We start from the raw sequence: 23,461 nt of genomic DNA, 5'->3' as shown, positions 1-23,461 counted from the left end.
TACAATATGGTTTAAAAAAGGTCGAAAGTTAATATCAAGTTAAAAAATGATTCCTGTAGGATTTCTTCACTTTGGCTTCATTTTACGAAGGTAATTTTGAAGTGTAAAATAAAAGGTATTAATTTTTAAATCTTAGAAATCATGAGAAATTTATTGATGGTATTAGTAGCAGTTTTAGGCGCAAGTGCAATGGTTCATGCATTTCCTGCTAAAAATCAACAAACAGCACCTGTAAAAGAAGTTACAGCAACAAAACACCCAAAAAACAAAGCTGATAAAAAAGCAAAATCAGAAAAAACTGTAGCTCCAAAAGAGGAAAAAGCAAAAGCAAAAAAATAAGAGAAACATTTTAAAAAGAATAAAATCAATTAATTAAAAAACTTAGAAATCATGAGAAATTTATTTATGGCGATCGCCGCAGTTTTAGGAACAAGTGCAATGGTAACAGCAGCTCCAGCTCCAGTTAAAAAAGCTCCTGCTAAAGAAGTTAAAGCAACTCCTCAACAAGATACAAAAGCAACTCCTTCAAAAGAAGAAAAAGCAGCTAAACATTCTAAACATCATAATAAAAAAGCAAAATCAGCAAAAACTGAAGCTCCAAAACCAGAAGCTTCAACAATGAAATAACAGAATTTGTTTTTGATTTGTTTTCAGATTCATGGTTAGGAAACAAAACAGGAATAATGGTTATGAACAATGCGGTTGGAAAAGCTGACAAAGAAATTTGTCGGCTTTTTTTAATCGTTAATTTTTTAATAATAGGTATCGGGATTTTTTAAAATTGCTTAAATTTAATTGCGCTTAATAGCTACAGATTATGAATATTTTGATTGTTGAAGACAATAAGGAACTTGCAGTAGAAATTTATGATTTTTTGTGCAATGCGGGGTACATATGCAAAATTGCACATACCTGTGAAGATGCTCTTGAAGAGGTGGCAAGCAACGATTTTGATGCCATGCTTCTTGATTTAGGGTTGCCAGATGGCGATGGATTTGAGATATTGAAGTCTGTTAGGAAAACACAATCAAAAATGGCGGTTATTGTTTTGACAGCACGCGGCGAGCTCGATGACAGAATTAATGGCCTGCATTTGGGCGCCGATGATTATTTGACAAAACCTTTTGCGCTGACCGAACTCAGCGCGAGATTATTTGCTGTGATTCGCAGGATGCATGGTTTTACCTTGAATAGTTTGAGTATTCACGGATTTTTGTTGCAACTTCAAGATTATAAAGTTAGTTACAATGAAGTGCCGCTGAGTTTGACCAAAAAAGAGTTTGATATTTTTCAATATTTGGTTCTGAACAAAAACCGCGTTATTACCCGACTGCAATTGACAGAACATATTTGGGGGGATATTCTAGAGGTTAATTCCGATTCTAATTTTATTGATGTTCACGTTCGGAATCTTCGAAAAAAATTGGACAAGCATACTACAATTGATTGGTTTGAAACGGTTAGGAATGTTGGTTATCGCATCAACGAATAAAAAGACAAATCTGTGAAAATAAAACACCAATTGGCTATTTTTAATGCACTGACAAGGCTGTTGGTGATTTTGATTTTATGGCTGATGTTGCCTATACTTGTTGAAAATGTGGTTTATCGGCATATTAATAACGGGTTGGTAGAAAAAAAGAAAAAATTCATTGACCATTTGAATAAAAAAGAAATTGACGATTTTATTCAGAATGCCGATGATTCGACCGAAACCTATTCTCAGTTTTCGACGCTACACAGCGAATTTTTGGTTTTGTCTAAAATTCCGATAAAAGATAACGAGAAAAAGACTTTCTTTAATAATGAATACCGAATTATTGAAGGTGAAGAAAATGAATATCGAATTCTGCAATATCATTTTACTTATGAAAATCAAGGTTACCAACTTGAAATTGGAAGTAGTCTTAGCGAAGTAAACGACCTTACATTTATTATTCGATTTTTTATTATTATCGTTTTGGTTGTAATTCTGCTCGTTACTTTTTTAGCAGATACCGTTTATATTGAATATCTTTTAAAACCTTTTTATAAAATCATTGACACAAAAATTAGGCGTGTCAATGAGCCCGAAGGTTTTGATCATACTCCGATAAAAGCAAATTCTAGAGATTTTAGAGAACTTGATTTGGTGCTCAACCAAATGATGGATCGCATTACAGAACTTTTTAAAAAAGAAAAACAATTCATCTCAAATGTTTCGCACGAATTGCTGACTCCAATTGCATTGCTGAAAAATAAATTTGAAAATTTATTGCAGAATGAATCTTTAGATGACAATGCCGTTGATAAAATAGTAAGCTCCTTGAAGACATTGGATATGCTGAAAAAAATAATCAATAATTTGTTGCTGATTTCCCGAATTGAAAACAATCAATATGAAGCAAACGAAGAAATTAATTTTCATGAAATTGTAAATGATCTCCAGGAAGATTTAGAAGATAGAATTGAAGATCGAGAAATTGAGTTTACAAATAAAATGGAGCATGATTATGTTTTTACAGGAAATAAAACGCTCATTCATATTTTGATTTATAACTTGGTTACAAATGCGATAAAATATAATCGTCCAAACGGAAAAATTATTGCCGAAGATGGTTTTGAAAAAGGGCATTATTTTGTTTCCATAACAGATACTGGGCTAGGAATGAGTGAGGCGCACATTGAAAAAATATTTAATCGGTTTGCAAGAATCAGCTCAGATCAGGATGGGCAAGGTTTAGGGCTTGCAATTGCTGAAAGTATAGCCTCTTTTCATCATATTGAAATAAAAGTTGAATCGCAAATTAATGTCGGAACAACATTTACTTTGATTGTCCCAGAACCCATAAAACATAATTAAAAGTTAATTTTTATTGAATGGTTTAATCTTCATTTTGTCTTCATTTAGTGATTCTATCTTTGAAGTATAATAATAGAAGTAATAAACAAATCAGTAAAATTTTTAATTATGAAAAAAATAGTAATGCTTGCAGTAGCTGTTCTAGGAACAGTAGCAATGGTAAATGCACAAACTACTCCAGCTCCAGCTAAAACAGCTCCAGCAAAAGAAGCAAAAGCACCTAAAAAAGATAAAAAAGCAGATCAAAAAACTAAAAAAGCAGAAGCTCCTAAGCCTGAGGCAGCTAAAACTAAAAAATAGAAAGTATAAGTTTGCTTTGGCAGGCTTTGTGTGGATTATAAAAGGTTTTAAAAAATTTGGTAGAGAAAAAAGCTGGTGGAGAAATCCGCCAGCTTTTTGTTCTTTATTTTTGAGTTAAATTTTTGATAATAAAAAGCAATTAAATTTTCATTCTTTGTTACTTTGCTTAAAACTATATCTAATGTTCATTCGTTTTCTAATTCTTTGCGCCCTTTTTCTGCTTATCGAATTTTATTCCTATCAAGCCTTTCGTACTTTAATTAAAACGAGATGGGTTTTGGTAAGTTATCAAATTATAAGTTTTTTGCTTTTAGCATTCATCATTTATTCTTTCACTCAGTTTGACCGTTCAGTAGGGCAAACCAAACAGACTATGTTTACAATGGGGCTTATGCTGTTGGTTTATGTTCCAAAAATTGTGCTTACCTTAATCATGTTTGGGGAAGATATTTTTAGAATTGGTGCAAGTCTTTTGAACTACTTCATGTACAATGCGCCGAGAAAAGAGATGATGCCAAACAGAAGAAAGTTCATTAGCCAAATTGCATTAGGTTTGGCGGCAGTGCCATTTTTGTCATTGATTTATGGAATTTTTGAAGGGAAATATAATTTCAAAGTAATTAAGCAAACTGTCTTTTTTCCTGATTTGCCAGATGCTTTTGATGGTTTTAGAATTACACAGATTTCAGATGTCCACAGCGGCAGTTTTGATAATCCAGATAAAATAAATTATGCGATTGATTTGATTAATGAACAAGAAGCCGACATGATTTTGTTTACCGGTGATATTGTAAATACGCATGCAAAAGAAATGTATCCTTGGTTGGAAACTTTTAGCCGAATCAAAGATTATAAATACGGTAAATTTTCAGTTTTAGGAAATCACGATTATGGTGAATATGTAACTTGGCCATCTGAAAAACAGAAAGCAGAAAATTTTGAGGAAATCAAAAAGCTTTATGGGAAAATTGGTTTTAACCTAATGCTGAATGAACATACTTATATTCAAAAAGGCAATGATAAAATTGCATTGATTGGAGTAGAGAATTGGGGAGTGAATTTCAAAAAAGCAGGAGATTTAAATAAAGCTTCTGAAAACGTTGCTAAAGAAGATTTCAAAGTCTTGATGAGCCACGATCCAAGTCATTGGGATGCAGAAATCAAAGATCATCCTAAAAACTTTCATTTAACATTAGCAGGACATACACACGGAATGCAGTTTGGAATTGAAATTCCAGGTTATTTTAAATGGAGCTTGGCACAATATATTTATAAACAATGGGCTGGTTTATACGAAACTGCTGGAAGATACGTTTATGTTAACCGTGGATTTGGTTTCCATGCCTATCCAGGACGAGTTGGTATTATGCCTGAAATAACAGTAATCGAACTAAAAAAAGGCAAGAATGTGGCTTAATTCGTTAAAAATGCTACATTTGTAGAATATTTGTCTCTTTTAAGTAGATTAAAAAAATTAAATTTTTGGTTTTATGTCAAAATTTGGAGAACTAATAAATGCTCAAGTCCCTGTGTTGATTGACTTTTACACAGATTGGAATGAATCGTCAGTATCTATGCATCCCGTAATTAAGGATGTTGCGGCTGCGCTTGGTGATAAGGCCAAAGTAATCAAAATTGATGTAGATAAGAATCAAGAACTAGCTGAGGCTCTTCGTATTAAAGGCCTTCCGACGTTAATGATTTATAAAGAAGGGCAAATGATCTGGAGGCAATCAGGCGAGCTTGATGCAAATACAATTATAGGAATTGTTCAAGAACAGTTCAATCATTAATAATCTTTTTACGATGTCGCTTTAGTGAATGACATCAAATGCATATCCATTTTCTTTTAAAAAATGTAATGTTTTCGGCAATGCAAATTTTAAATTTTGCGATGCTTTAATACTGTCATGAAAAACAATTACACTTCCTGAAGTTACATTTTTAGTCACATTTTCAAGGCATTTCTCAGGCGTAATCGATTGGTCGAAATCAGCGCTCAAAACATCCCACATTACTATTTTGTAGCCCAAACCACGTAATATCTTTGATTGTGCTTTTTTGATTTTTCCATAAGGAGGACGAAACAATAAACTGTTTAGTTTTTTCTCATTGGCTAAAATTGAAGCACAATTTTTTACGTTTTCAATATAATCATTGGTTTGGCTTTTCCATCCATTGATGTGATTCATGGTGTGGTTTCCAATAGCGTGTCCTTCGGCGATCAATCTTTCAAATAAAGAAGAGTTTGCATTGATGTTTTTTCCAATGCAGAAGAATGTGGCTTTGGCATCGAACTTTTTCAATTCAGACAAAACCCAATCTGTAATTTCTGGCGTAGGGCCATCATCAAAGGTGAGGTATATTTTCTTTTCCTTGTTCGGAATATCCCAACAATACTTAGAAAACACCGTTTTGATGAAAGCGTTAGTTTTGACCCAATAAAAGCTCATTTTGAAATGGATTTACAGATACTGTAAAATTAAAAAATGCAGTGCTATTTATCTAACAGCACTGCATTTTTTTAATCAGTATATTTTTCGTATCTTATTATTCTTTTTCACGCCCAAAACGTTCGAATACATTTACATACGTATTAAAGGTCTTTTTGTGTTTTTCATAGAACGCTTTGTCGTTATTGCGATCCATTACTTGTAAAAGACTTCTGTAGCGCTCGATATCAGTAATAATGTCGATTGCTAGATCAGTTTGGTCTCCAGGAGGCAATGTTGCGTAATAGTTTAGGTTTTCATTGTATTTTTTAACCAGTTTATTAAGCAAGTCTTGTGCTTTTGCAGTTTCTCCAACTTTGTAATACCCGTTTGTAAAAGGTTCTACTAATGAATAATAGCCAAATTTATCCAAAGGCATTTTTGTAATTGCTAAATTGATTACGTTTTTAGCTTTGTCAATTTTGCCTTCAGCAATAAGCTGATCCATTAAACGAGATAAATTTGTACGGTACGTAATACTGTTTCTTCTCGTTTCAGGGTCATGATAAATCTTATCACTTTCGCTATTGCCCCAATCCCATTTCATTACAATATCATACATTTTATCGGCGTCAATTTGCCCCATATCCATTGGTCCGCCATCTTTAGAAGGAACATTTCTAATCGGAACTAATTTGTAAACCATACCATCTAATTGAAGGTAGTTTTTCAGCCATAAGTAATCTTCATCGTCAAAAGCACCACCGCTAAAGTAAATTGGACGTTTCCAATTGTTGTTAGCTAAGATATCAAGCATCATTAAGCGGTTTTTGTAGATTGCGCTTCCTTTGATGTCAATATCCAAATAAGGAACAATAGAATCGTTGTATTTAGGATTAATAACCTTGTTTTTGATGATGACATCTTTGTCAACAGGAACTCTGATTTTGTTTGTTGGGTAAAAGTGGATTGTTTGTCCATTTTGTAAGCCAACAGTTGATTTTGGATTTTTAATAAAATCGATAAAATCATTGATGTTCCAACGTGTGTCAATTTTTTGGATAAAAGCTACATAGTCCAATTTATCTCCCACATAGTCATCATGCGTGAACGATATTGGCAATGGATTTGATTCATAAGCTTTGGCTTTCATTTGATCAATGTACCAATCGGTCATAAATAAGCTTGTATTCACGATTTTGACATCGGTTCTAAAGTGCTCAATTTCCTGGGCATACCAAAGCGGGAATGTATCATTATCTCCAATGGTGAATAAAATAGCATCTTTATCACATGAACTCAAATAAGCTTTTGCCATTGCAACCGCTGTATATCTTCCAGATCTGTCGTGATCGTCCCAGTTTTGAGAAGCCATTAAAATAGGAGCGGCAAGCAAACTTCCTGCAATAATCACTGGTCCTGCGATTTTTGGCGCAATGTATTTTTGGATGCTTTCATATAAAGAATAAACTCCAAAACCAATCCAAATGGCAAAGACATAAAATGATCCTACAAGCGCATAATCTCTCTCACGAGGTTCAAATGGTCTTTCATTCAAGTAAATTTTTAATGCAATTCCGGTAAACAAGAACAATGCTAAAAGAACATAAAAACTTTTAAGATCTTTGTTTGCATGATACATTATTCCGATAAGTCCTAAGATGAAAGGTAGGAAATAATAAACATTGCGTCCTTTGTTGTTCAAGACATCTGAAGGCAAATTGTCTTGCGAACCTAAGTGAACAGAGTCAAGTGGTTTGATTCCACTGATCCAGTTTCCGTCAAGATTATCGTATTTTCCTTGAACATCGCTTTGGCGTCCAACAAAATTCCACATTAAATATCTCCAATACATGTATCCAAATTGATATTCGAACATAAAACTGAAATTATCAGTAGTTGTAGGTTTTTCGATAGTTAAGTATTTTCCATAGCTCTTTAGGAACTTTATATAACCTTCATTGTCAATTTGTTTTTGAGCATATGCTTTTCTGAATTCAGAAACTGTTTTTTCAACTTCGTTTCTTAATTGAGCAGTTGCTTTATTGTATTCATCTTCACTTAATTGGCTAACGTCAATTCCGTATTCTCCTAAATCTTCTTCGTAATTGTAATTTGGGTTGATTTTGAATTTAGGCGGATTTGTAAAGTTGATATAATTTTGAATATGAGCAGTTTCAGTGCTCCACATTCTTGGCAGAATCGTTTTTTGATTGTCGTCAGAATTTTGATCTGCGTTTTTATAATTGTTGGTAATAACGTATTTGCCAGTTTTATAATCTCTTTCGTAGTTTGGTTTTTTGTCTAAATAAGGTGTTTTTTCATCAAGGCCAGAAAAAACTTCAGTGTATTGTGGACCATAAAACAAAGGATTTACACCATATTGCTCACGATTGTAGTAAGCCAAAACCTCAGTAGCATCAGATGGTTTGTTTTCGTTGATTACCGTGTTTGCATTTGCACGAACAGGTAGCATTAACCAAGTTGAGAAACCAATAAGAATAAATAAAACACACAATATTATAGTGTTGTAGAATATTAATCCTTTTTGCTTTGTGAATTTTAATCCAAAATAAAAGAAAGCAACAAAAAGCAACGCCACAAAGATAGTTCCTGAGTTAAAAGGAAGCCCCATGTTGTTAACCATGTAAATTTCGGTTTTTCCGAAGAAAGCCATAGTCAAAGGCAAAAGCAATTTGAAAATGAATAATAAAATTCCAATTACCACCACATTGGCAATAATGAAGTTTTTAATAGTAACTTTTTCGTAATGCTTGAAATAGTAAAGAAAACCAATTGACGGAATTGTCAATAATGCCATAAAGTGAACACCAAATGAAAGTCCGACAACCAATGAAATAATCAAAAGCCATTTGTTTCCTTTTGGTTTGTCCATGTCTTGCTCCCAACGAAGACCAAGCCAGAAAAGCAATGCAATTAATAAAGATGCCATTGCATAAACTTCTGCCTCAACTGCATTGAACCAAAAACTATCTGAAAAAGTATAAGCTAGAGCGCCTACAAATGAACTCCCTAAAATAACTATTGAATTGTTTTGGTCAATTTCAGCAAAACGAGCTACAATCTTTTTTAAGATCATAGACGAAGACCAAAACATAAATAAAATTGTAAATGCGCTAGAAAAAACAGACATCATATTAACCATTACAGCTACGTGTTGTGCGTCAATGGCAAACATGGCGAAGAAAGCTCCCATCATTTGGAATAAAGGTGCTCCTGGCGGGTGGCCAACTTCAAGTTTGGCAGCTGTGGCAATATATTCGCCGCAGTCCCAAAAACTCATTGTAGGTTCGACGGTTAAAGTGTAGGTAATTAAAGCGATTGCAAATGCAAACCAACCAATAATAGTATTCCATTTATTGAAATTGAATTGTGCCATATTTAGGTGTTAAAATTTTGTATGTTTTCTATCCTACAAAGAAAATGTTTTTTTATGTAAAGAAACGAGCATTAACAAAAAATTCTGTAAAACTCTACGTTAAAAGTAATGTGTTGTCAATGAGATGATTCTGATAATGATTGGGATTTAAATGTGAAAAAAAGCAAAAAAAAATGATTTTTTTGTTCAAAAAGTTTGCGAAAACTAAATAAAGGCTTAAATTTGCACTCGCTTTACAGCACTGCTGGTCTATGGTGTAATGGTAACACTACGGTTTTTGGTGCCGTCTTTCTAGGTTCGAGTCCTAGTAGACCAACAGAAAAGCCTCTCAGAAATGAGAGGCTTTTTTTTATGCAAAAAAGTTTCAAATAAAATTTGCATAAGATAAATAAAGTTCTAATTTTGCACCCGCTTAACCGCACTGCTGGTCTATGGTGTAATGGTAACACTACGGTTTTTGGTGCCGTCTTTCTAGGTTCGAGTCCTAGTAGACCAACAGAAAAGCCTCTCAGAAATGAGAGGCTTTTTTTATGCCGTTATTTTTGGTAGGTTTATTTGTGGTTTAAAGAAGAAGGAACGATTCCGAATTTCTTTTTAAATGAAAAAGAAAAATGAGATAAGTCTTCAAATCCAACGCCTATATAAACCTCTGATGGCGGATTGCCTTGGCTGATCAAATAATAAGCTTCTTGAAGTCTTTTGTTTAGCAACCATTTTCCAGGTGCTTGCTGGAATATCTTTTGGAAATCTCTTTTAAAAGTTGCTAAACTTCTTCCTGTTAGATAAGCAAATCGATGCATTTGTACATTGAAATGGAAATTTTTGTTCATAAATGCTTCCAAGTCGATTTTGCCAGGCTCGGTAAAATCGAATAAAATATCTTTTAATTCGGGATTTACTTTTAGTAATAAATGAATGGCTTCTTTGATTTTTAAATTGAACAAAGCTTCGTTGCTTTCTTGTTCAACCTCCAAATAAGATATAAGTGATTCCATGAAAGATTTATAAAGCGGATGTGGAGCTAGTGTGATCATAGCTTCAGAATCGACTTTTTTGATTACTTTATGGTTGTATTCTTTATTTACTTCGCGAAGGATTTCCTGGTCCAAAAAAAGGGAGATGGTTCTGAATTCACCGTTCTCTGGTGGGATTTTGGTGAATTTTGCCAAATGATTCCTTTTGCTGAAGCGAAAATCTCCCGGTTTTGATTGAAAAGTATTTTTGCTGTCTGAAGCCGTCATTTCTCCGGAAATTTGGTAGCTGAAAACATGTTCTGGAATAAAATGTTCTCCTTCTCGGCTACGGGCATAATAGCAGGAGTATAGTATTTTTGGTTTCGGATTTGATTTTGTCGTCATAATGGTAAAATTACAAAAGATCCGGAAAATTTTTTCATGAAAACTTTCCGGATTGTAAATGATTATAAAGGTTGAATAAGTGCTTTTGGTTCCAAATAAGCTTCAAGCCCAATAGTTCCAAATTCGCGACCAATTCCTGATTGTTTGAATCCACCGAAAGGCGCCATAGGATCATGTCCGAGTCCGTTTATCTGCACGCGTCCGGCATTGATTTGTGAAGCAACTCGGTGTGCTCTTTTTTCGTCTGATGAGCTAACGTACGCTTGAAGCCCGTAAGTAGTGTCGTTTGCAATTTCAATTGCTTCTTCCTCGGTTTTGTATGTGATCACAGTTAAGACTGGTCCAAATATTTCTTCTCTTGCAATACGCATTTGGTTGTTTGCATTTACAAAAACAGTTGGCTTAATAAAATTCCCTTTTTCAAGACCTTCTGGTTTTCCTAATCCTCCAGCAAGAACTTCTGCGCCTTCGTTAATTCCAATTTGGATGTAATCTTGAACACGTTGAAATTGTTTTGTGCTGACCATTGGGCCAACTGCTGTGTTGCTGTTTTTTGGATCGCCAACAATTACGTTTTCTAAAGCTTTTCTAAGGATTGTTTTGGTTTCTTCCAATTTGGTTTCTGGAATTAAAAGTCTGGTTCCGGCGATACAAGCTTGTCCGCTGTTCATAAATGCGGCGCTCAAAGCAAGCGGAATTGCTTTTGAAAAATCAGCATCTTCTAAAATAATGTTTGGCGATTTTCCTCCAAGTTCCAGCGTAACTCGTTTCATGGTGTTTACTGCTTCTTTGGCAATGATTTTCCCGACGTTTGTTGAGCCGGTAAACGAGATTTTTGAAATATCAGGATTTCTGCTGATTTCTGCGCCTACAATTTCTCCTAATCCGTTTACGATATTCACTATGCCTTTTGGAAGTTGTGCGTCGTGTAGGCATTCCAGCATTACCTGCGTTTGCAGTGCGCTCATTTCGCTAGGTTTTATAACAGTTGTGCATCCCGCCGCGATTACTGTTGCTAATTTGCTGGCGATAAAACCATTGCTGGAATTCCACGGGATTATGATTCCGACAACACCAATTGGGGTCATTTGAACTTCGGATTGTCCCATTGTTCGCGTAAAATCATAGCTGTTTAATAGGTTAATTGCTGAATCGAATCCCTTTAGCATGTATTCGTAACTTACCGAAGCAAATTGAAATGTTCCTCCGTATTCTTCGACCATTATGTTTATAAAGTCGGTTTTTCTTTTTTCGACAGCTGTTTTTATGTTTTTCAAATACTGAATTCTTTCTGAAGTTGAAGTTTTCGAAAAAGTTTTGAAGGCATTTTTAGCGGCTTCAATGGCGTTTTGAGTGTCTTCGGTATTTCCTAAAAGAACTTTTCCGAGCTTTTCATTTGTGGTTGGGCTTATAAGGTCAAAATATTCTGTTCCTTGAGGCGTTACAAATTCTCCGTTGATGTAAATTTTGTCTATTGTTTTCATGTTGTTATGATTTAATGAATTTTTATTTGACAAATTTCCGGATAAATGCCGTGGCTGACTTTGCTGTAAAGCTCAATTAGACTTTGTTGTGAAGCTCATGGTTTATTTGTTTTTATAAAAAAAAATAGCTTCTCGATTGAGAAGCTATGGTTGTAAAAGTAATTTTGTTTTTAAATCTTTAAAGTGATGACAGGTCTGACGGCGTGGTTTACTAATCCTTCGCTTATACTGCCATTGAAGAAGTGTGCAAATCCAGTTCTGCCGTGTGTGCACATTCCTATGATGTCTGCGTTTATGCTGTTTGAAAAATTCAGAATTCCTTTTTCAATATTTGTATCGTTGTAAATTTGGGTTGTAAAATTGGTAATGTTGAATTCGGTTACGAAATTTTTCATTGCTTTTTCCATAACATGAGTCGGTTTGAAACTGTTAGGCGTGCAGATGGTTACTAGGTGAATTTTTGCGCCAAAGAATTTGGTGAAGTTCAATAGTTTGTTGAAAGGTTTTTTTGTCTCGTCAGAAAAATCAGAAGCAAAAACAATATCAGTGACTTTAAAGTCGGAAATATCTTTTTTGATGACCAAGACTGGGATTTCCGAATTTCGAACCACTTTTTCTGTATTTGAACCAATTAAGAGTTCTTCAACTCCAGAAGAGCCATGAGATCCCATTATGATTAAGTCAACTTCGTAATCCTTGCTTACTTGTAGGATTCCGTGAATTGGTTTGTCCATTTTTACGATTTCAGTTACCGAGATTCCGTCCAGATATGGTTTTGAAGATACTTCGTCAAGTGTTTCGTTTGCTTTTTTCATGAAAAGCATAGTTTCGGGTATGCTTGCGCCTCCAAGTATGGCATCGTTCATTTGGTGCGGCAATTCGAGCATATGCAAAATGATGATTTCTGAATTGTTTTTTTTAGCAATTTGCGCAGCCACTTTTAACGCATCTTCAGCATGTTCTGAAAAATCAGTAGGAACTAAAATTCGTTTCATAATTTTTTGGGTTAAATTATTAGAATAATCTGTTTTTGAATGCTTCCATAAAGATAAGAAATATTTTTAGAGCAATCAATTTATTTTGATTTATAAAAAAATCACTATATTTGCATCGTTATTTATTAAAATCTAAATAATGAGGGGACTAAGTGTCCCCTCTTTTTATAAAATTATGACATTTAAGGAAAAAGTTAACGAATTAATTACAGAAGCACTTCTGGAAAAGCCATCGATCTTTTTGATCGATCTTGCTGTTTCGGATTCTTTTAAAATTAGTGTTGGTTTAGACGGAGATAATGGAGTTGCGTTGCAGGATTGTATTGATATCAGTCGTGCCATCGAAAACAATCTGGATCGTGAAGAGCAGGATTTTTCGCTTGAAGTAGCTTCGGTTGGAGTAGGATCTCCTTTAAAATTGATTAGACAATACAAGAAAAATATTGGTAGAACGTTGATTGTTACTACAAATAATGAAAAAATTGAAGCAGAATTGGTTGAAGCTAACGATGTTTTCATAATTTTGTCTTGGAAGGCAAGAGAACCGAAAAAAGTAGGAAAAGGAAAAGAAACAGTTCAAAAAGAGCAACAAATACCTTATACAGAGATTAAAGAGGCAGTTGTTACGGTAACATTTTAATTTTAATTAAAAAATTCGCATGGAAAATTTAGCATTAATCGATTCATTCTCAGAGTTTAAAGATAATAAACTTATTGATCGTGTAACGCTTATGGCAATTTTAGAGGACGTATTTAGAAATGCATTAAAGAAAAAATACGGTTCAGATGAAAATTTCGATATCATTATCAATCCTGATAAAGGCGATATGGAAATATGGAGAAGAAGAGTAATTGTTGCCGATGAGGATCTTGATTTTGAAAATGAAGAAATTACATTGACTGAAGCAAGAAAAATTGAAGCGGATTTTGAAATTGGTGAAGAGGTTTCTGAAGAAGTAAAATTAATTGATTTAGGAAGAAGAGCTATTTTGGCACTTCGTCAAAACTTAATATCTAAAATTCACGAACACGATAATACAAATCTTTACAAACAATTTAAAGATATTATCGGTGATATATATACAGCAGAGGTGCACCACGTACGTCCAAGAGTAGTAATCTTGGTTGATGATGAAGGGAATGAAATTGTACTTCCAAAAGAAAAACAAATTCCATCTGACTTTTTCCGTAAAGGAGATAATGTTCGTGGAATTATTGAAAGCGTTGAATTAAAAGGGAACAAACCTCAAATCATTATGTCTAGAACTTCTGAAAAGTTCTTGGAAAAATTATTTGAACAAGAAATCCCAGAAGTTTTCGATGGATTAATTACAGTGAAAAACGTAGTGCGTATTCCTGGTGAAAAAGCAAAAGTAGCTGTAGATTCTTATGATGACAGAATTGATCCAGTTGGAGCTTGTGTTGGTATGAAAGGTTCTCGTATCCACGGAATTGTTCGTGAGCTTGGAAATGAAAATATTGACGTAATCAATTATACAAACAATATTCAATTGTTTATTACAAGAGCATTGAGCCCTGCAAAAGTTTCTTCTATCAAAATTGATGAGGATAACAAAAGAGCTGAAGTTTTCTTGAAATTAGAAGAGGTTTCAAAAGCAATTGGTAGAGGTGGTCACAACATCAAATTAGCTGGTCAATTGACAGGGTATGAATTGGATGTTATTCGTGAAGGCGATGTGGCAGGAACTGTTGCAGATGAAGACGATGTTGAATTAACAGAGTTCTCAGATGAAATCGAAGAGTGGGTAATTGAAGAGTTTGCAAAAATAGGTTTGGATACTGCAAAAAGTATCTTGAAACACGACGTAGAAGATTTAGTAAGAAGAACAGATTTAGAAGAGGAAACGATTCTAGATGTTATGAAAATACTAAAAGAGGAGTTTGATAGCTAGAAAATAGCTGAATATCTGCTCTAACAACACAACTAAAAAGGTAATAATAAAAAGGTTATATGTCTGAAGAGAGAGTAATAAGAATAAACAAGGTTTTAAGGGAATTAAATATTTCGTTAGAAAGAGCTGTTGATTATCTAAAAGATAAGGGAATTGCTATTGATGCAAATCCAAACGCGAAAATTTCTGACAGTGAATTTAATATCCTACAAAGCCAATTTGCGGGCGATAAGGGGAATAAGGAAGCTTCTAAAGAGGTAGGAGAAGAGAAAAGAAAAGAAAAAGAAGCATTGCGTGTTGAGCGTGAGAAAGAAATTGAAGACAAACGCAGACAAGAAGAGGAGCGCCAAAAACAGCAAGAAATAATTAAAGCGAGAGCGGTTGTTTCGGGACCTGTACAAGTCGGTAAAATTGACTTGAATCCTAAAAAACCTGCCGTTACTCCTTCTGAGGAACCAGCTAAGGTTGAAGAGCCAAAAGCTGTTGTTGCGCCTACGCAACCAGAAAAACCAGTTCAGCCTGAAGTTGTAAAAGCTGAGCCTGTTGCTGCAACTCCGGTTGTAGAGGCAAAAAAGGAAGAACCTATTATTACGGAGAAAAAAGAAGTTAAAACAGAATCTTCGAAAGTTGCTCAGGAGCCAATCGTGTCTACTGATCCAACAACTTCTGAAGAAACTATTACTACTCAATATCAAAAGCTTTCAGGAACTACTCTTACTGGCCAAACAATTGATTTGTCTCAATTTAATAAGCCAAAGAAAAAGAAAGAAGATCCTAAAGCGGCTCAGAATAAACCTGGAGTTCCAGGAGCGGGTGGAGGAAATAACGCAAATAAAAATAAGCGTAAAAGAATTGCTCCTAAGCCAGGAACGCCTGGTGCACCAAAACCTCCTACAGGTAATAACAACAATGCGCCAGGAACACCAAATCCCAACAAGATTACTCCAAATAATAATAATAGTGGAGGTGGTTTCAATGCTAACAGAAGCCAAAGACCTGGTTTTGTAAAAGGAAACCGTCCTGCAATTGTAGCTAAAGTTGAGCCAACGGAAGAAGAAGTAAAAAACCAAATTAGAGAAACTCTTGAAAAACTTCAAGGTAAAGGAGGAAAATCTAAAGCGGCAAAATATAGAAGAGATAAAAGAGAAACACACCGTCAAAAATCTGATGACGAGCAAAGAGCTCTTGACGAAGGAAGTAAAACTATTAAGGTTACAGAATTCGTTACTGTAGGTGAAATTGCAATCATGATGGATGTGCCGATTACTAAGGTGATTGGAACTTGTATGTCTCTTGGAATCATGGTAACCATGAACCAACGTCTAGATGCTGAAACATTAACTATCGTTGCTGATGAGTTTGGTTACGATGTTGAATTCATTACAGTAGATATCGAAGAAGCAATAGAGGTTGTAGAAGATAAAGAAGAAGATTTAGTAACTAGAGCGCCAATTGTTACTGTAATGGGTCACGTTGACCACGGTAAAACATCTTTACTGGATTATATCCGTAAAGAAAATGTTATCGCTGGTGAGTCTGGAGGTATTACACAGCACATTGGGGCGTATGGAGTTACTTTAGATAACGGACAAAAAATTGCATTCTTAGATACTCCGGGTCACGAGGCGTTTACCGCGATGCGTGCACGTGGAGCTCAAGTTACGGATATTGCTATTATTGTGGTTGCGGCTGATGATGATATCATGCCACAAACAAAAGAGGCGATTTCTCACGCACAGGCTGCGGGAGTGCCAATTATATTTGCAATCAATAAAATTGATAAACCAAATGCTAATGTCGATAAGATTAAAGAGCGTTTGGCTGGTATGAATTTGCTTGTTGAAGATTGGGGTGGAAAAATTCAGTCACATGATATTTCTGCAAAAGTTGGAACAGGTGTTAAAGAATTATTAGAGAAAGTTTTATTAGAGGCTGAAATCTTAGATCTAAAAGCAAATCCAAACAAAGCTGCTCAAGGAACTGTAGTTGAGGCTTTCTTGGATAAAGGTAAAGGATATGTGTCTACAATTTTAGTACAACAAGGTACTTTGAAGATTGGAGATTATATGCTTGCTGGAAAAAATCATGGTAAAGTTAAGGCTATGCATGATGAAAGAGGGCATGCTGTTTTAGAAGCTGGTCCTTCAACTCCTGTATCTGTTTTAGGTTTGGATGGAGCGCCAACAGCGGGTGATAAGTTCAATGTATTTGAAGACGAAAAAGAAGCGAAACAAATTGCATCTAAACGTTCTCAATTAATGCGTGAACAATCTGTACGTACACAAAGACATATTACACTTGATGAAATTGGACGTCGTATTGCTCTTGGTCAGTTTAAAGAATTGAACGTTATCCTTAAAGGAGACGTGGATGGTTCTGTTGAAGCGTTGTCAGATTCGTTCTCTAAACTTTCTACAGAAGAGGTTCAAATCAATATTATTCACAAAGGTGTTGGTGCGATTACGGAAACAGATGTTAACTTGGCATCTGCTTCAGATGCGATCATCATCGGATTTAACGTTCGTCCTGCAGGAAATGCTAGACAGTTAGCTGATAAAGAAGAAATTGATATTCGTTACTATTCTATTATCTATGCTGCTATCGATGACTTGAAAGATGCGATGGAAGGAATGCTTGCTCCAGAGATGAAAGAAGAAGTTTTAGGAAATGCTGAAATTCGTGAGATATTCAAAATTTCTAAAGTGGGTTCAATCGCTGGATGTATGGTGACAGATGGTAAGATTTTAAGAACTTCTAAAATTAGAGTTATTAGAGACGGAGTTGTGGTTCATACAGGTGAGCTAGTGGCGTTAAAACGTTTCAAAGACGATGTTAAAGAAGTTACTAAAGGTTACGATTGTGGTATTCAAATTAAAGGATTCAACGACATCGAAATCAATGATGTTATTGAGGCTTACCATGAAGTAGCTATCAAAAAGAAATTGAAATAATATTTAGTTAATATATTGAAGGCCCCAATGAAAATTGGGGCTTTTTTTATGAAGTATCTTGCTTGAAAAATGCTTTTTGAGTAAGTTGTTCCTTTTTCGAAAATTTCGTTATTTTTGATTAAAATTATTTGATCATGAAACAGTTATTATATTCAGCTTTGTTTTTTATTGGAATTTCTAATTTTTCTTTTGCTCAAGAAGCTGTAGAAAAAAGCGCTCCGCCGGCAGGAAATGCTGCAGTGGGGGATTATTATGGAAATGATGTTTCTAGTATTGCTTTGGATAAAGCAATCTCTGTTGAAAAACTTGAGGGGGAATTTAAAGATCAAAAAAAACTAGAAAATGTTGCTGTAAAAGGAGTAGTGACTGATGTTTGCGAAAAAAGAGGTTGCTGGGTAACCATTAAAACGGAAAATGGATCTTCATTTTTTGTGAAAATGAAGGACTATGCATTTTTTGTTCCGACAGCTTTAAAGGGGAAAAATGTGGTTTTAGAAGGGAATGCAGAGAAGAAAATAACTTCTGTTGATGAGTTGAAGCATTATGCAAAAGATGCTAAAAAATCACCGGCTGAAATTAATGCTATTACAGTGCCAAAAGAAGAAATTCGTTTTATGGCAAGTGGAATAAAAGTGGTAAATTAACTAAGGAAAATAGCTGATTTAGAGCATAAAAAAAGAGCGAGATTAAATCTCGCTCTTTTTTTATGTTTTAATAATTATTTTATTTGCCTGGCTTAAGTAAAAAGACATTTTTGTATCTGTTTTTTATGTCAGCCAAATTTCGTTCTGCTTCGATTCTGGTTTTGAAATTTCCAACGATTACTTTATAGTTTGGAGTGTTGAAAATTATAGTTCCGTCAATGTTGCTGTATTCTCTTTTGAAATCAGATAACGTTTTCTTTGCTTCTTCGCTTTTGCCGCTAAAAATTTGAATTCGGTATGTGTCGTTTGTACTGATTGATGTGTTAATTTTGCGTTTCTCAGTCAGTAACTGCTCAAATTTTGGGTCTTGGTTTACTGTTAAATTTTGATCCTGAGCGTGAATGTTATATGCTAATGTGAATACAGTCAGCGTGAAGAAAACTCTTTTTGAAGGGGTTAAAATTCTCATAATGTGATGGTTTTTATGCAAAAATACTATTTAAAGTTTGTGTGGAAAATTTTAATATTATTTAGAATTGATATAAATTGATATTTAAGACTATTTTAAGGTTTTGAGAATAGTTCATAAGTCGTATTTTTGTGCAAGTTTTAAAAGAGGGTATTAGTTTTTACGGATTTATCACAGTAAAAATCATACCAAAAATTAGTAGATAATTATTATACTATATGAAAAAGGTGGGTAACCATAATTCGATCTCAAGAAAATTGCTCCTTAGCTTATCGCTAACGCTTATTTTCTCCCTAACTTCATTTGCTCAAGATCCTGCTGCAGCTCCTGCGGCACCTGAAGCTGCTGCTCCGGCTGCGACATCTGGTGGAGATCCGGTAAAAGGGAAAGAACTTTTTAATGCAAATTGTGCTGCATGTCACAAATTAGATGCTAAATCAACAGGTCCTGCTTTAAGGGGCGTTGCTGAAAGGCATGATATGGCTTGGATTTACAAGTGGGTGCACAATAGTTCTGATATGATTAAATCAGGCGATGCTGCTGCTGTTAAGCTTTTTGAAGAAAACAACAAAGCAGTAATGACTCCATTTCCTCAATTATCTGAAGGAGATATTGACAATATTATAGCTTATACTTCTGAGAAAAAAGCTGAACCTACAGCTGCTGTAGCTGGTGGAGCAGCAACTCCTCCGGGGACTAACGTAGAAAGTGGTTCTATTTCTAATAATGTTATTTTAGGAGCTCTTGCTCTTGTAATGGCTATTTTGGTAATTATGTTGTTCATGGTGAACAAAGTATTGACTAAAGTGGCGAATAAAAACGGTATTGAAGTTGGTCCAAAAGAAGAAAGATTGCCTATTTGGAAAGCTTTTGCTAAAAACCAATTCTTAGTATTAGTTACTTCAATTTTCTTGCTTTTGGCTAGTGGTTATTTTGTTTACGGATACTTGATGCAAGTTGGTGTAGATCAAAACTACGAACCAATTCAGCCAATCCACTATTCTCATAAAATCCACGCTGGAGATAACGAGATCAATTGTAAATATTGTCACTCAGCTGCTCGTGTTAGTAAAACTGCAGGTATTCCTTCTTTGAATGTTTGTATGAACTGTCACAAGAATATTTCTGAAGTTGCTGAAACGACTGCTACTGCTGAATACAGCAAAGCTTTCTATGATGCTCAAATTCAAAAATTATATGATGCTGTTGGTTGGGATAAAACTAAACAAGCATATACTGGAAAAACACAACCTGTAAAATGGGTTCGTATTCATAATCTTCCTGATTTTGTTTACTTCAACCACTCACAACACGTTTCTGTTGCAGGTATTGAGTGTCAAACTTGTCACGGTCCAGTACAAGAATTTGAAATCATGAAGCAATACTCTAAATTAACAATGGGATGGTGTGTTGATTGCCATAGAAAAACTGATGTTAAGATGGAAGGTAATGCTTACTATGACAAAATTCATGCTGAACTTTCTAAAAAATACGGTGTAGAGAAATTAACTGCAGCGCAAATGGGAGGTTTAGAGTGTGGTAAATGCCACTATTAATCGATTTATTAAGATTTTAATATATATATACAATGTCATCAAACAAAAAATACTGGAAAAGTGTTGAGGAGCTAGAAAATAGCTCTATTGTTGAGGCGCTTAGAAATAACGAGTTTGTTGAAGAAATTCCTACTGATGAGTTTTTAGGTAATGCTGATGCTTTATCTACATCTGGGACTTCACGTCGTGACTTTTTAAAGTACGTAGGGTTTAGTACGGCGGCTGTAACATTAGCTGCTTGCGAAGGTCCTGTGCACAAGTCTATCCCTTATGTTTTACAACCAGAGCAAATCATTCCTGGTGTTGCTGATTACTACGCAACTACAGTTTTTGATGGTTTTGATTTTGCAAATCTTTTGATTAAAACTCGCGAGGGTCGTCCAATCAAAGTTGAAAACAACACTATTGAAGGTGCTAAATTTGCAGCTAATGCTAGAATTCACGCATCTATCTTAGGATTGTACGATAGTGCTCGTTTGAGTGAGCCAAAAGTAAAAGGAGAAAAAAGCAGCTGGTCTGCTGTTGATTTGAAAATCAAATCAAGCCTTGCTCAAGCAAAAGCAAAAGGAGGACAAGTGGTATTGTTGACAAATACATTAGCAAGTCCATCTACTGAGAAATTGATAGGTGAGTTTATTGCTAAAAACCCTAATGCAAAACATGTCGTTTACGATGCTGTTTCTTCTTCTGAAGCGTTAGATGCATTTGAGGCAGCTTATGGTGAAAGAGCTTTAGTTGATTATGATTTTTCAAAAGCTTCTTTAATTGTATCTGTTGGTGCGGACTTCTTAGGAGACTGGCAAGGTGGAGGATATGATTCTGGATATGCAAAAGGTAGAATTCCTTCTGGAGCTGATGGGGCTAAAGTAATGTCTCGCCATATTCAGTTTGAATCAAATATGACTTTATCTGGAGCAGCAGCTGATAAGCGTGTTCCAATGACTACAGCTGATCAAAAACAAGCTTTAGTTCAAATATATAATATTATTTTAGGTGCTTCTGTACCTGTTTCTTTAGAAGGTAAGCTTAAAGATGAAGCAGTAAAAACTGCTCAACAATTGAAGCTTGCTGGTACTAAAGGAGTTTTAGTTTCAGGAATTGAAGATAAAAATGCTCAATTGTTAGTTTTGGCTATCAATCAGAAAATAGCAAGTGAATCTTTCAGTACTGCTGGAACAAGACAAATTAGAAAAGGTTCTAACGCTGCTGTTGCTCAGTTGTTGAAAGATATGAATGCTGGAAGTGTTCATACTTTGATCATGAGCGGAATCAATCCTGCTTATACATTAGCTGATTCAGCTTCTTTTGTTTCTGGATTGAAAAAAGTTGATACTTCAGTTGCTTTTTCTTTAAAAGAAGATGAAACTGCTTCTATTGCAACTATCGCTGCTCCAGCGCCTCACTATTTAGAGTCTTGGGGAGATGTTGTGATTACTAAAGGAACTTACGCTTTAACACAGCCAACTATTCGTCCAATCTTTAATACAAAACAATTTCAAGATGTTTTATTGTCTTTAAATGGTGTTGGTGGAACTTTCTACGATTACCTTAAGGCAAATTCAGCTAGTTTAATTGCTGGTTCTTCTTGGAATAAAGTATTGCATGATGGTGTTTTAGTAACTGGTTCTGCTGCTTTAGCTGGCGGATCTTATGATTTTGCTAGTGCTGCAAGCGCGCTTTCTAGTGCAAAATCTGCAGGAGGTTTAGAATTAGTATTGTATACTAAAACTGGTATGGGTGATGGACAACATGCAAATAACCCTTGGTTACAAGAGTTTCCAGATCCGATCACAAGAGTTTCTTGGGATAACTACATTACAGTTTCTAATGCTGATGCTAAGAAATACGATTTATCAAATGAAATCGTTGCAAATGGTGGTTTAAACGGAAGTTATGCTACAATTACAACTGCTGACGGTGTAAAACTTGAAAATGTTCCAGTTATTGTTCAGCCAGGACAAGCTGTTGGAACTATTGGTCTTGCAGTTGGATATGGCCGTAAAGCATCTTTGAAAGAAGAAATGCAAGTAGGTGTTAATGCTTACGCTTTATATAAAAACTTCAATAATGTTCAGTCTATCACTTTAGCTAAAGCTAATGGTGTTCATGAGTTTGCTTGTGTTCAAGGACAAAAAACATTAATGGGTAGAGGAGATATCATTAAAGAAACTACTCTAAAAGTATTTAATGATGAAGATGCAGAACATTGGAATGAAAAACCAATGGTATCTTTAGATCACCAAGAGGTTGAAGCTACAACAGTAGATCTTTGGGAATCATTTGATCGTACAACTGGTCACCATTTCAATCTTTCAATTGACTTAAATGCTTGTACTGGATGTGGGGCTTGTGTTATTGCTTGTCACGCTGAAAACAACGTTCCAGTTGTAGGTAAAGCAGAGGTAAGAAGAAGCCGTGATATGCACTGGTTACGTATCGATAGATATTATTCTTCTGAAAGCACTTTTGAAGGTGATAATAAGAGAAAAGAAGGAATTGCAGGTTTATCTAGTTCATTATCTACATTTAATGAAATGGAAAAAGCAGGAGAAAATCCTCAAGTTGCATTCCAGCCTGTAATGTGTCAACACTGTAATCACGCACCTTGTGAAACAGTTTGTCCTGTTGCTGCAACTTCTCACGGTCGTGAAGGCCAAAACCATATGGCTTACAACAGATGTGTTGGTACTCGTTACTGTGCTAACAACTGTCCATATAAAGTACGTCGTTTTAACTGGTTCTTGTATAACAAAAACAGCGAGTTCGATTATCACATGAACGATGATTTAGGCCGTATGGTATTAAATCCTGACGTTAACGTACGTTCTCGTGGTGTTATGGAGAAATGTTCTATGTGTATCCAAATGACACAAGCTACTAAATTAAAAGCTAAAAACGAAGGCCGTCCAGTAAGAGATGGTGAATTCCAAACAGCTTGTTCAAGTGCTTGTTCTTCTGGAGCGATGATATTTGGTGATGTAAATGATAAAGAAAGCCAAGTTGCAAAATTAGCGGCTGACGAAAGATCTTACCACTTATTGGAGCATGTAGGAACAAAACCTAATGTGGTTTACCATGTTAAAGTTAGAAATACTTAGTAAATTATTAATTAAGAAA

At 35.0% G+C, this 23,461-nt stretch carries 19 protein-coding genes and 2 tRNA genes; 15 read left to right on the top strand and 6 right to left on the bottom strand.

The window, feature by feature from the left end; all coding sequences use genetic code 11:
* Positions 1 to 141: 141 nt before the first annotated feature.
* The 7 genes from AAYQ19_RS09150 (at position 142) to AAYQ19_RS09120 (ending at position 4,935) form a co-directional block, all read left to right on the top strand.
* The gene (locus AAYQ19_RS09150; RefSeq protein ID WP_343535930.1) at positions 142 to 339 is read left to right on the top strand and encodes a hypothetical protein; all 198 of its coding nucleotides are present in this window, start codon (positions 142 to 144) and stop codon (positions 337 to 339) included.
* Positions 340 to 390: 51 nt separating this feature from the next.
* Entirely contained in the window at positions 391 to 627 is a 237-nt protein-coding gene (locus AAYQ19_RS09145; protein WP_343535929.1) for a hypothetical protein, read from the top strand.
* Positions 628 to 817: 190 nt separating this feature from the next.
* On the top strand, positions 818 to 1,492 hold the full coding sequence (locus tag AAYQ19_RS09140) for a response regulator transcription factor (RefSeq protein ID WP_343535928.1): 675 nt from the start codon (positions 818 to 820) through the stop codon (positions 1,490 to 1,492).
* Between the two features lie 12 nt (positions 1,493 to 1,504).
* A complete protein-coding gene (locus AAYQ19_RS09135; RefSeq protein ID WP_343535927.1) occupies positions 1,505 to 2,842 on the top strand; it encodes a sensor histidine kinase in 1,338 nt (445 codons plus the stop codon).
* A gap of 108 nt (positions 2,843 to 2,950) precedes the next feature.
* Positions 2,951 to 3,142 (top strand): hypothetical protein, encoded by a 192-nt coding sequence (locus tag AAYQ19_RS09130; RefSeq protein WP_343535926.1) that lies wholly within the window; start codon positions 2,951 to 2,953, stop codon positions 3,140 to 3,142.
* A gap of 181 nt (positions 3,143 to 3,323) precedes the next feature.
* Positions 3,324 to 4,559, top strand: coding sequence for a metallophosphoesterase (locus AAYQ19_RS09125; RefSeq protein ID WP_343535925.1), 1,236 nt, complete (start codon positions 3,324 to 3,326; stop codon positions 4,557 to 4,559).
* A 73-nt stretch (positions 4,560 to 4,632) separates the two neighbouring features.
* Positions 4,633 to 4,935: a thioredoxin family protein gene (locus tag AAYQ19_RS09120; RefSeq protein WP_343535924.1), complete on the top strand. Its 303-nt coding sequence runs from the start codon at positions 4,633 to 4,635 to the stop codon at positions 4,933 to 4,935.
* Positions 4,936 to 4,956: 21 nt separating this feature from the next.
* Here AAYQ19_RS09120 and AAYQ19_RS09115 read toward each other — a convergent pair whose 3' ends face one another.
* Positions 4,957 to 5,595 (bottom strand): polysaccharide deacetylase family protein, encoded by a 639-nt coding sequence (locus AAYQ19_RS09115; RefSeq protein WP_343535923.1) that lies wholly within the window; start codon positions 5,593 to 5,595, stop codon positions 4,957 to 4,959.
* Between the two features lie 97 nt (positions 5,596 to 5,692).
* Positions 5,693 to 8,974 carry a glycosyltransferase family 117 protein gene (locus AAYQ19_RS09110; RefSeq protein WP_343535922.1) on the bottom strand — a complete coding sequence of 1,094 codons (3,282 nt, stop codon included), beginning with the start codon at positions 8,972 to 8,974 and terminating at the stop codon, positions 5,693 to 5,695.
* A 245-nt stretch (positions 8,975 to 9,219) separates the two neighbouring features.
* Between AAYQ19_RS09110 and AAYQ19_RS09105 the strand changes: the two genes are divergently transcribed.
* Together AAYQ19_RS09105 and AAYQ19_RS09100 are read left to right on the top strand one after the other, a co-directional pair.
* Positions 9,220 to 9,290 (top strand) — tRNA-Gln (locus AAYQ19_RS09105).
* A 109-nt stretch (positions 9,291 to 9,399) separates the two neighbouring features.
* Positions 9,400 to 9,470: transfer RNA gene (locus AAYQ19_RS09100), tRNA-Gln, on the top strand.
* 55 nt (positions 9,471 to 9,525) lie between these two features.
* Here the strand turns inward: AAYQ19_RS09100 and AAYQ19_RS09095 are convergent.
* The 3 genes from AAYQ19_RS09095 to AAYQ19_RS09085 form a co-directional block, all read right to left on the bottom strand.
* Positions 9,526 to 10,332, bottom strand: coding sequence for a helix-turn-helix domain-containing protein (locus AAYQ19_RS09095; protein WP_343535921.1), 807 nt, complete (start codon positions 10,330 to 10,332; stop codon positions 9,526 to 9,528).
* 62 nt (positions 10,333 to 10,394) lie between these two features.
* Positions 10,395 to 11,816 (bottom strand): aldehyde dehydrogenase family protein, encoded by a 1,422-nt coding sequence (locus AAYQ19_RS09090; protein ID WP_343535920.1) that lies wholly within the window; start codon positions 11,814 to 11,816, stop codon positions 10,395 to 10,397.
* Between the two features lie 170 nt (positions 11,817 to 11,986).
* Complete coding sequence (locus AAYQ19_RS09085; protein ID WP_343535919.1) at positions 11,987 to 12,811, bottom strand: universal stress protein; 825 nt, start codon at positions 12,809 to 12,811, stop codon at positions 11,987 to 11,989.
* 175 nt (positions 12,812 to 12,986) lie between these two features.
* Here AAYQ19_RS09085 and rimP point away from each other — a divergent pair, with 175 nt between their 5' ends.
* The 4 genes from rimP to AAYQ19_RS09065 all read left to right on the top strand — a co-directional run bounded on the left by rimP (position 12,987) and on the right by AAYQ19_RS09065 (position 18,319).
* Positions 12,987 to 13,451: a ribosome assembly cofactor RimP gene (gene rimP, locus AAYQ19_RS09080; protein ID WP_343535918.1), complete on the top strand. Its 465-nt coding sequence runs from the start codon at positions 12,987 to 12,989 to the stop codon at positions 13,449 to 13,451.
* Between the two features lie 19 nt (positions 13,452 to 13,470).
* Positions 13,471 to 14,724: a transcription termination factor NusA gene (nusA, locus tag AAYQ19_RS09075; RefSeq protein ID WP_109191786.1), complete on the top strand. Its 1,254-nt coding sequence runs from the start codon at positions 13,471 to 13,473 to the stop codon at positions 14,722 to 14,724.
* A gap of 59 nt (positions 14,725 to 14,783) precedes the next feature.
* On the top strand, positions 14,784 to 17,675 hold the full coding sequence (gene infB, locus AAYQ19_RS09070; protein WP_343535917.1) for a translation initiation factor IF-2: 2,892 nt from the start codon (positions 14,784 to 14,786) through the stop codon (positions 17,673 to 17,675).
* A gap of 134 nt (positions 17,676 to 17,809) precedes the next feature.
* Complete coding sequence (locus AAYQ19_RS09065; protein WP_343535916.1) at positions 17,810 to 18,319, top strand: DUF4920 domain-containing protein; 510 nt, start codon at positions 17,810 to 17,812, stop codon at positions 18,317 to 18,319.
* Positions 18,320 to 18,398: 79 nt separating this feature from the next.
* On the opposite strand, the gene AAYQ19_RS09060 is transcribed toward AAYQ19_RS09065, so the two are convergent.
* Complete coding sequence (locus AAYQ19_RS09060; protein ID WP_343535915.1) at positions 18,399 to 18,788, bottom strand: SPOR domain-containing protein; 390 nt, start codon at positions 18,786 to 18,788, stop codon at positions 18,399 to 18,401.
* Between the two features lie 218 nt (positions 18,789 to 19,006).
* Here AAYQ19_RS09060 and AAYQ19_RS09055 point away from each other — a divergent pair, with 218 nt between their 5' ends.
* Both AAYQ19_RS09055 and AAYQ19_RS09050 read left to right on the top strand, forming a co-directional pair.
* Positions 19,007 to 20,344, top strand: a complete 1,338-nt coding sequence (locus AAYQ19_RS09055) for a cytochrome c3 family protein (protein WP_343535914.1) — start codon at positions 19,007 to 19,009, stop codon at positions 20,342 to 20,344.
* Positions 20,345 to 20,376: 32 nt separating this feature from the next.
* On the top strand, positions 20,377 to 23,442 hold the full coding sequence (locus tag AAYQ19_RS09050) for a TAT-variant-translocated molybdopterin oxidoreductase (RefSeq protein ID WP_343535913.1): 3,066 nt from the start codon (positions 20,377 to 20,379) through the stop codon (positions 23,440 to 23,442).
* Positions 23,443 to 23,461 lie beyond the last annotated feature (19 nt).

The sequence above is a fragment of the Flavobacterium mesophilum genome, from assembly GCF_039581405.1.
Classification (GTDB): domain Bacteria; phylum Bacteroidota; class Bacteroidia; order Flavobacteriales; family Flavobacteriaceae; genus Flavobacterium.
Note: the sequence above shows the minus strand (reverse complement) of the source record. Positions and strands in the feature narration are given on the sequence as shown.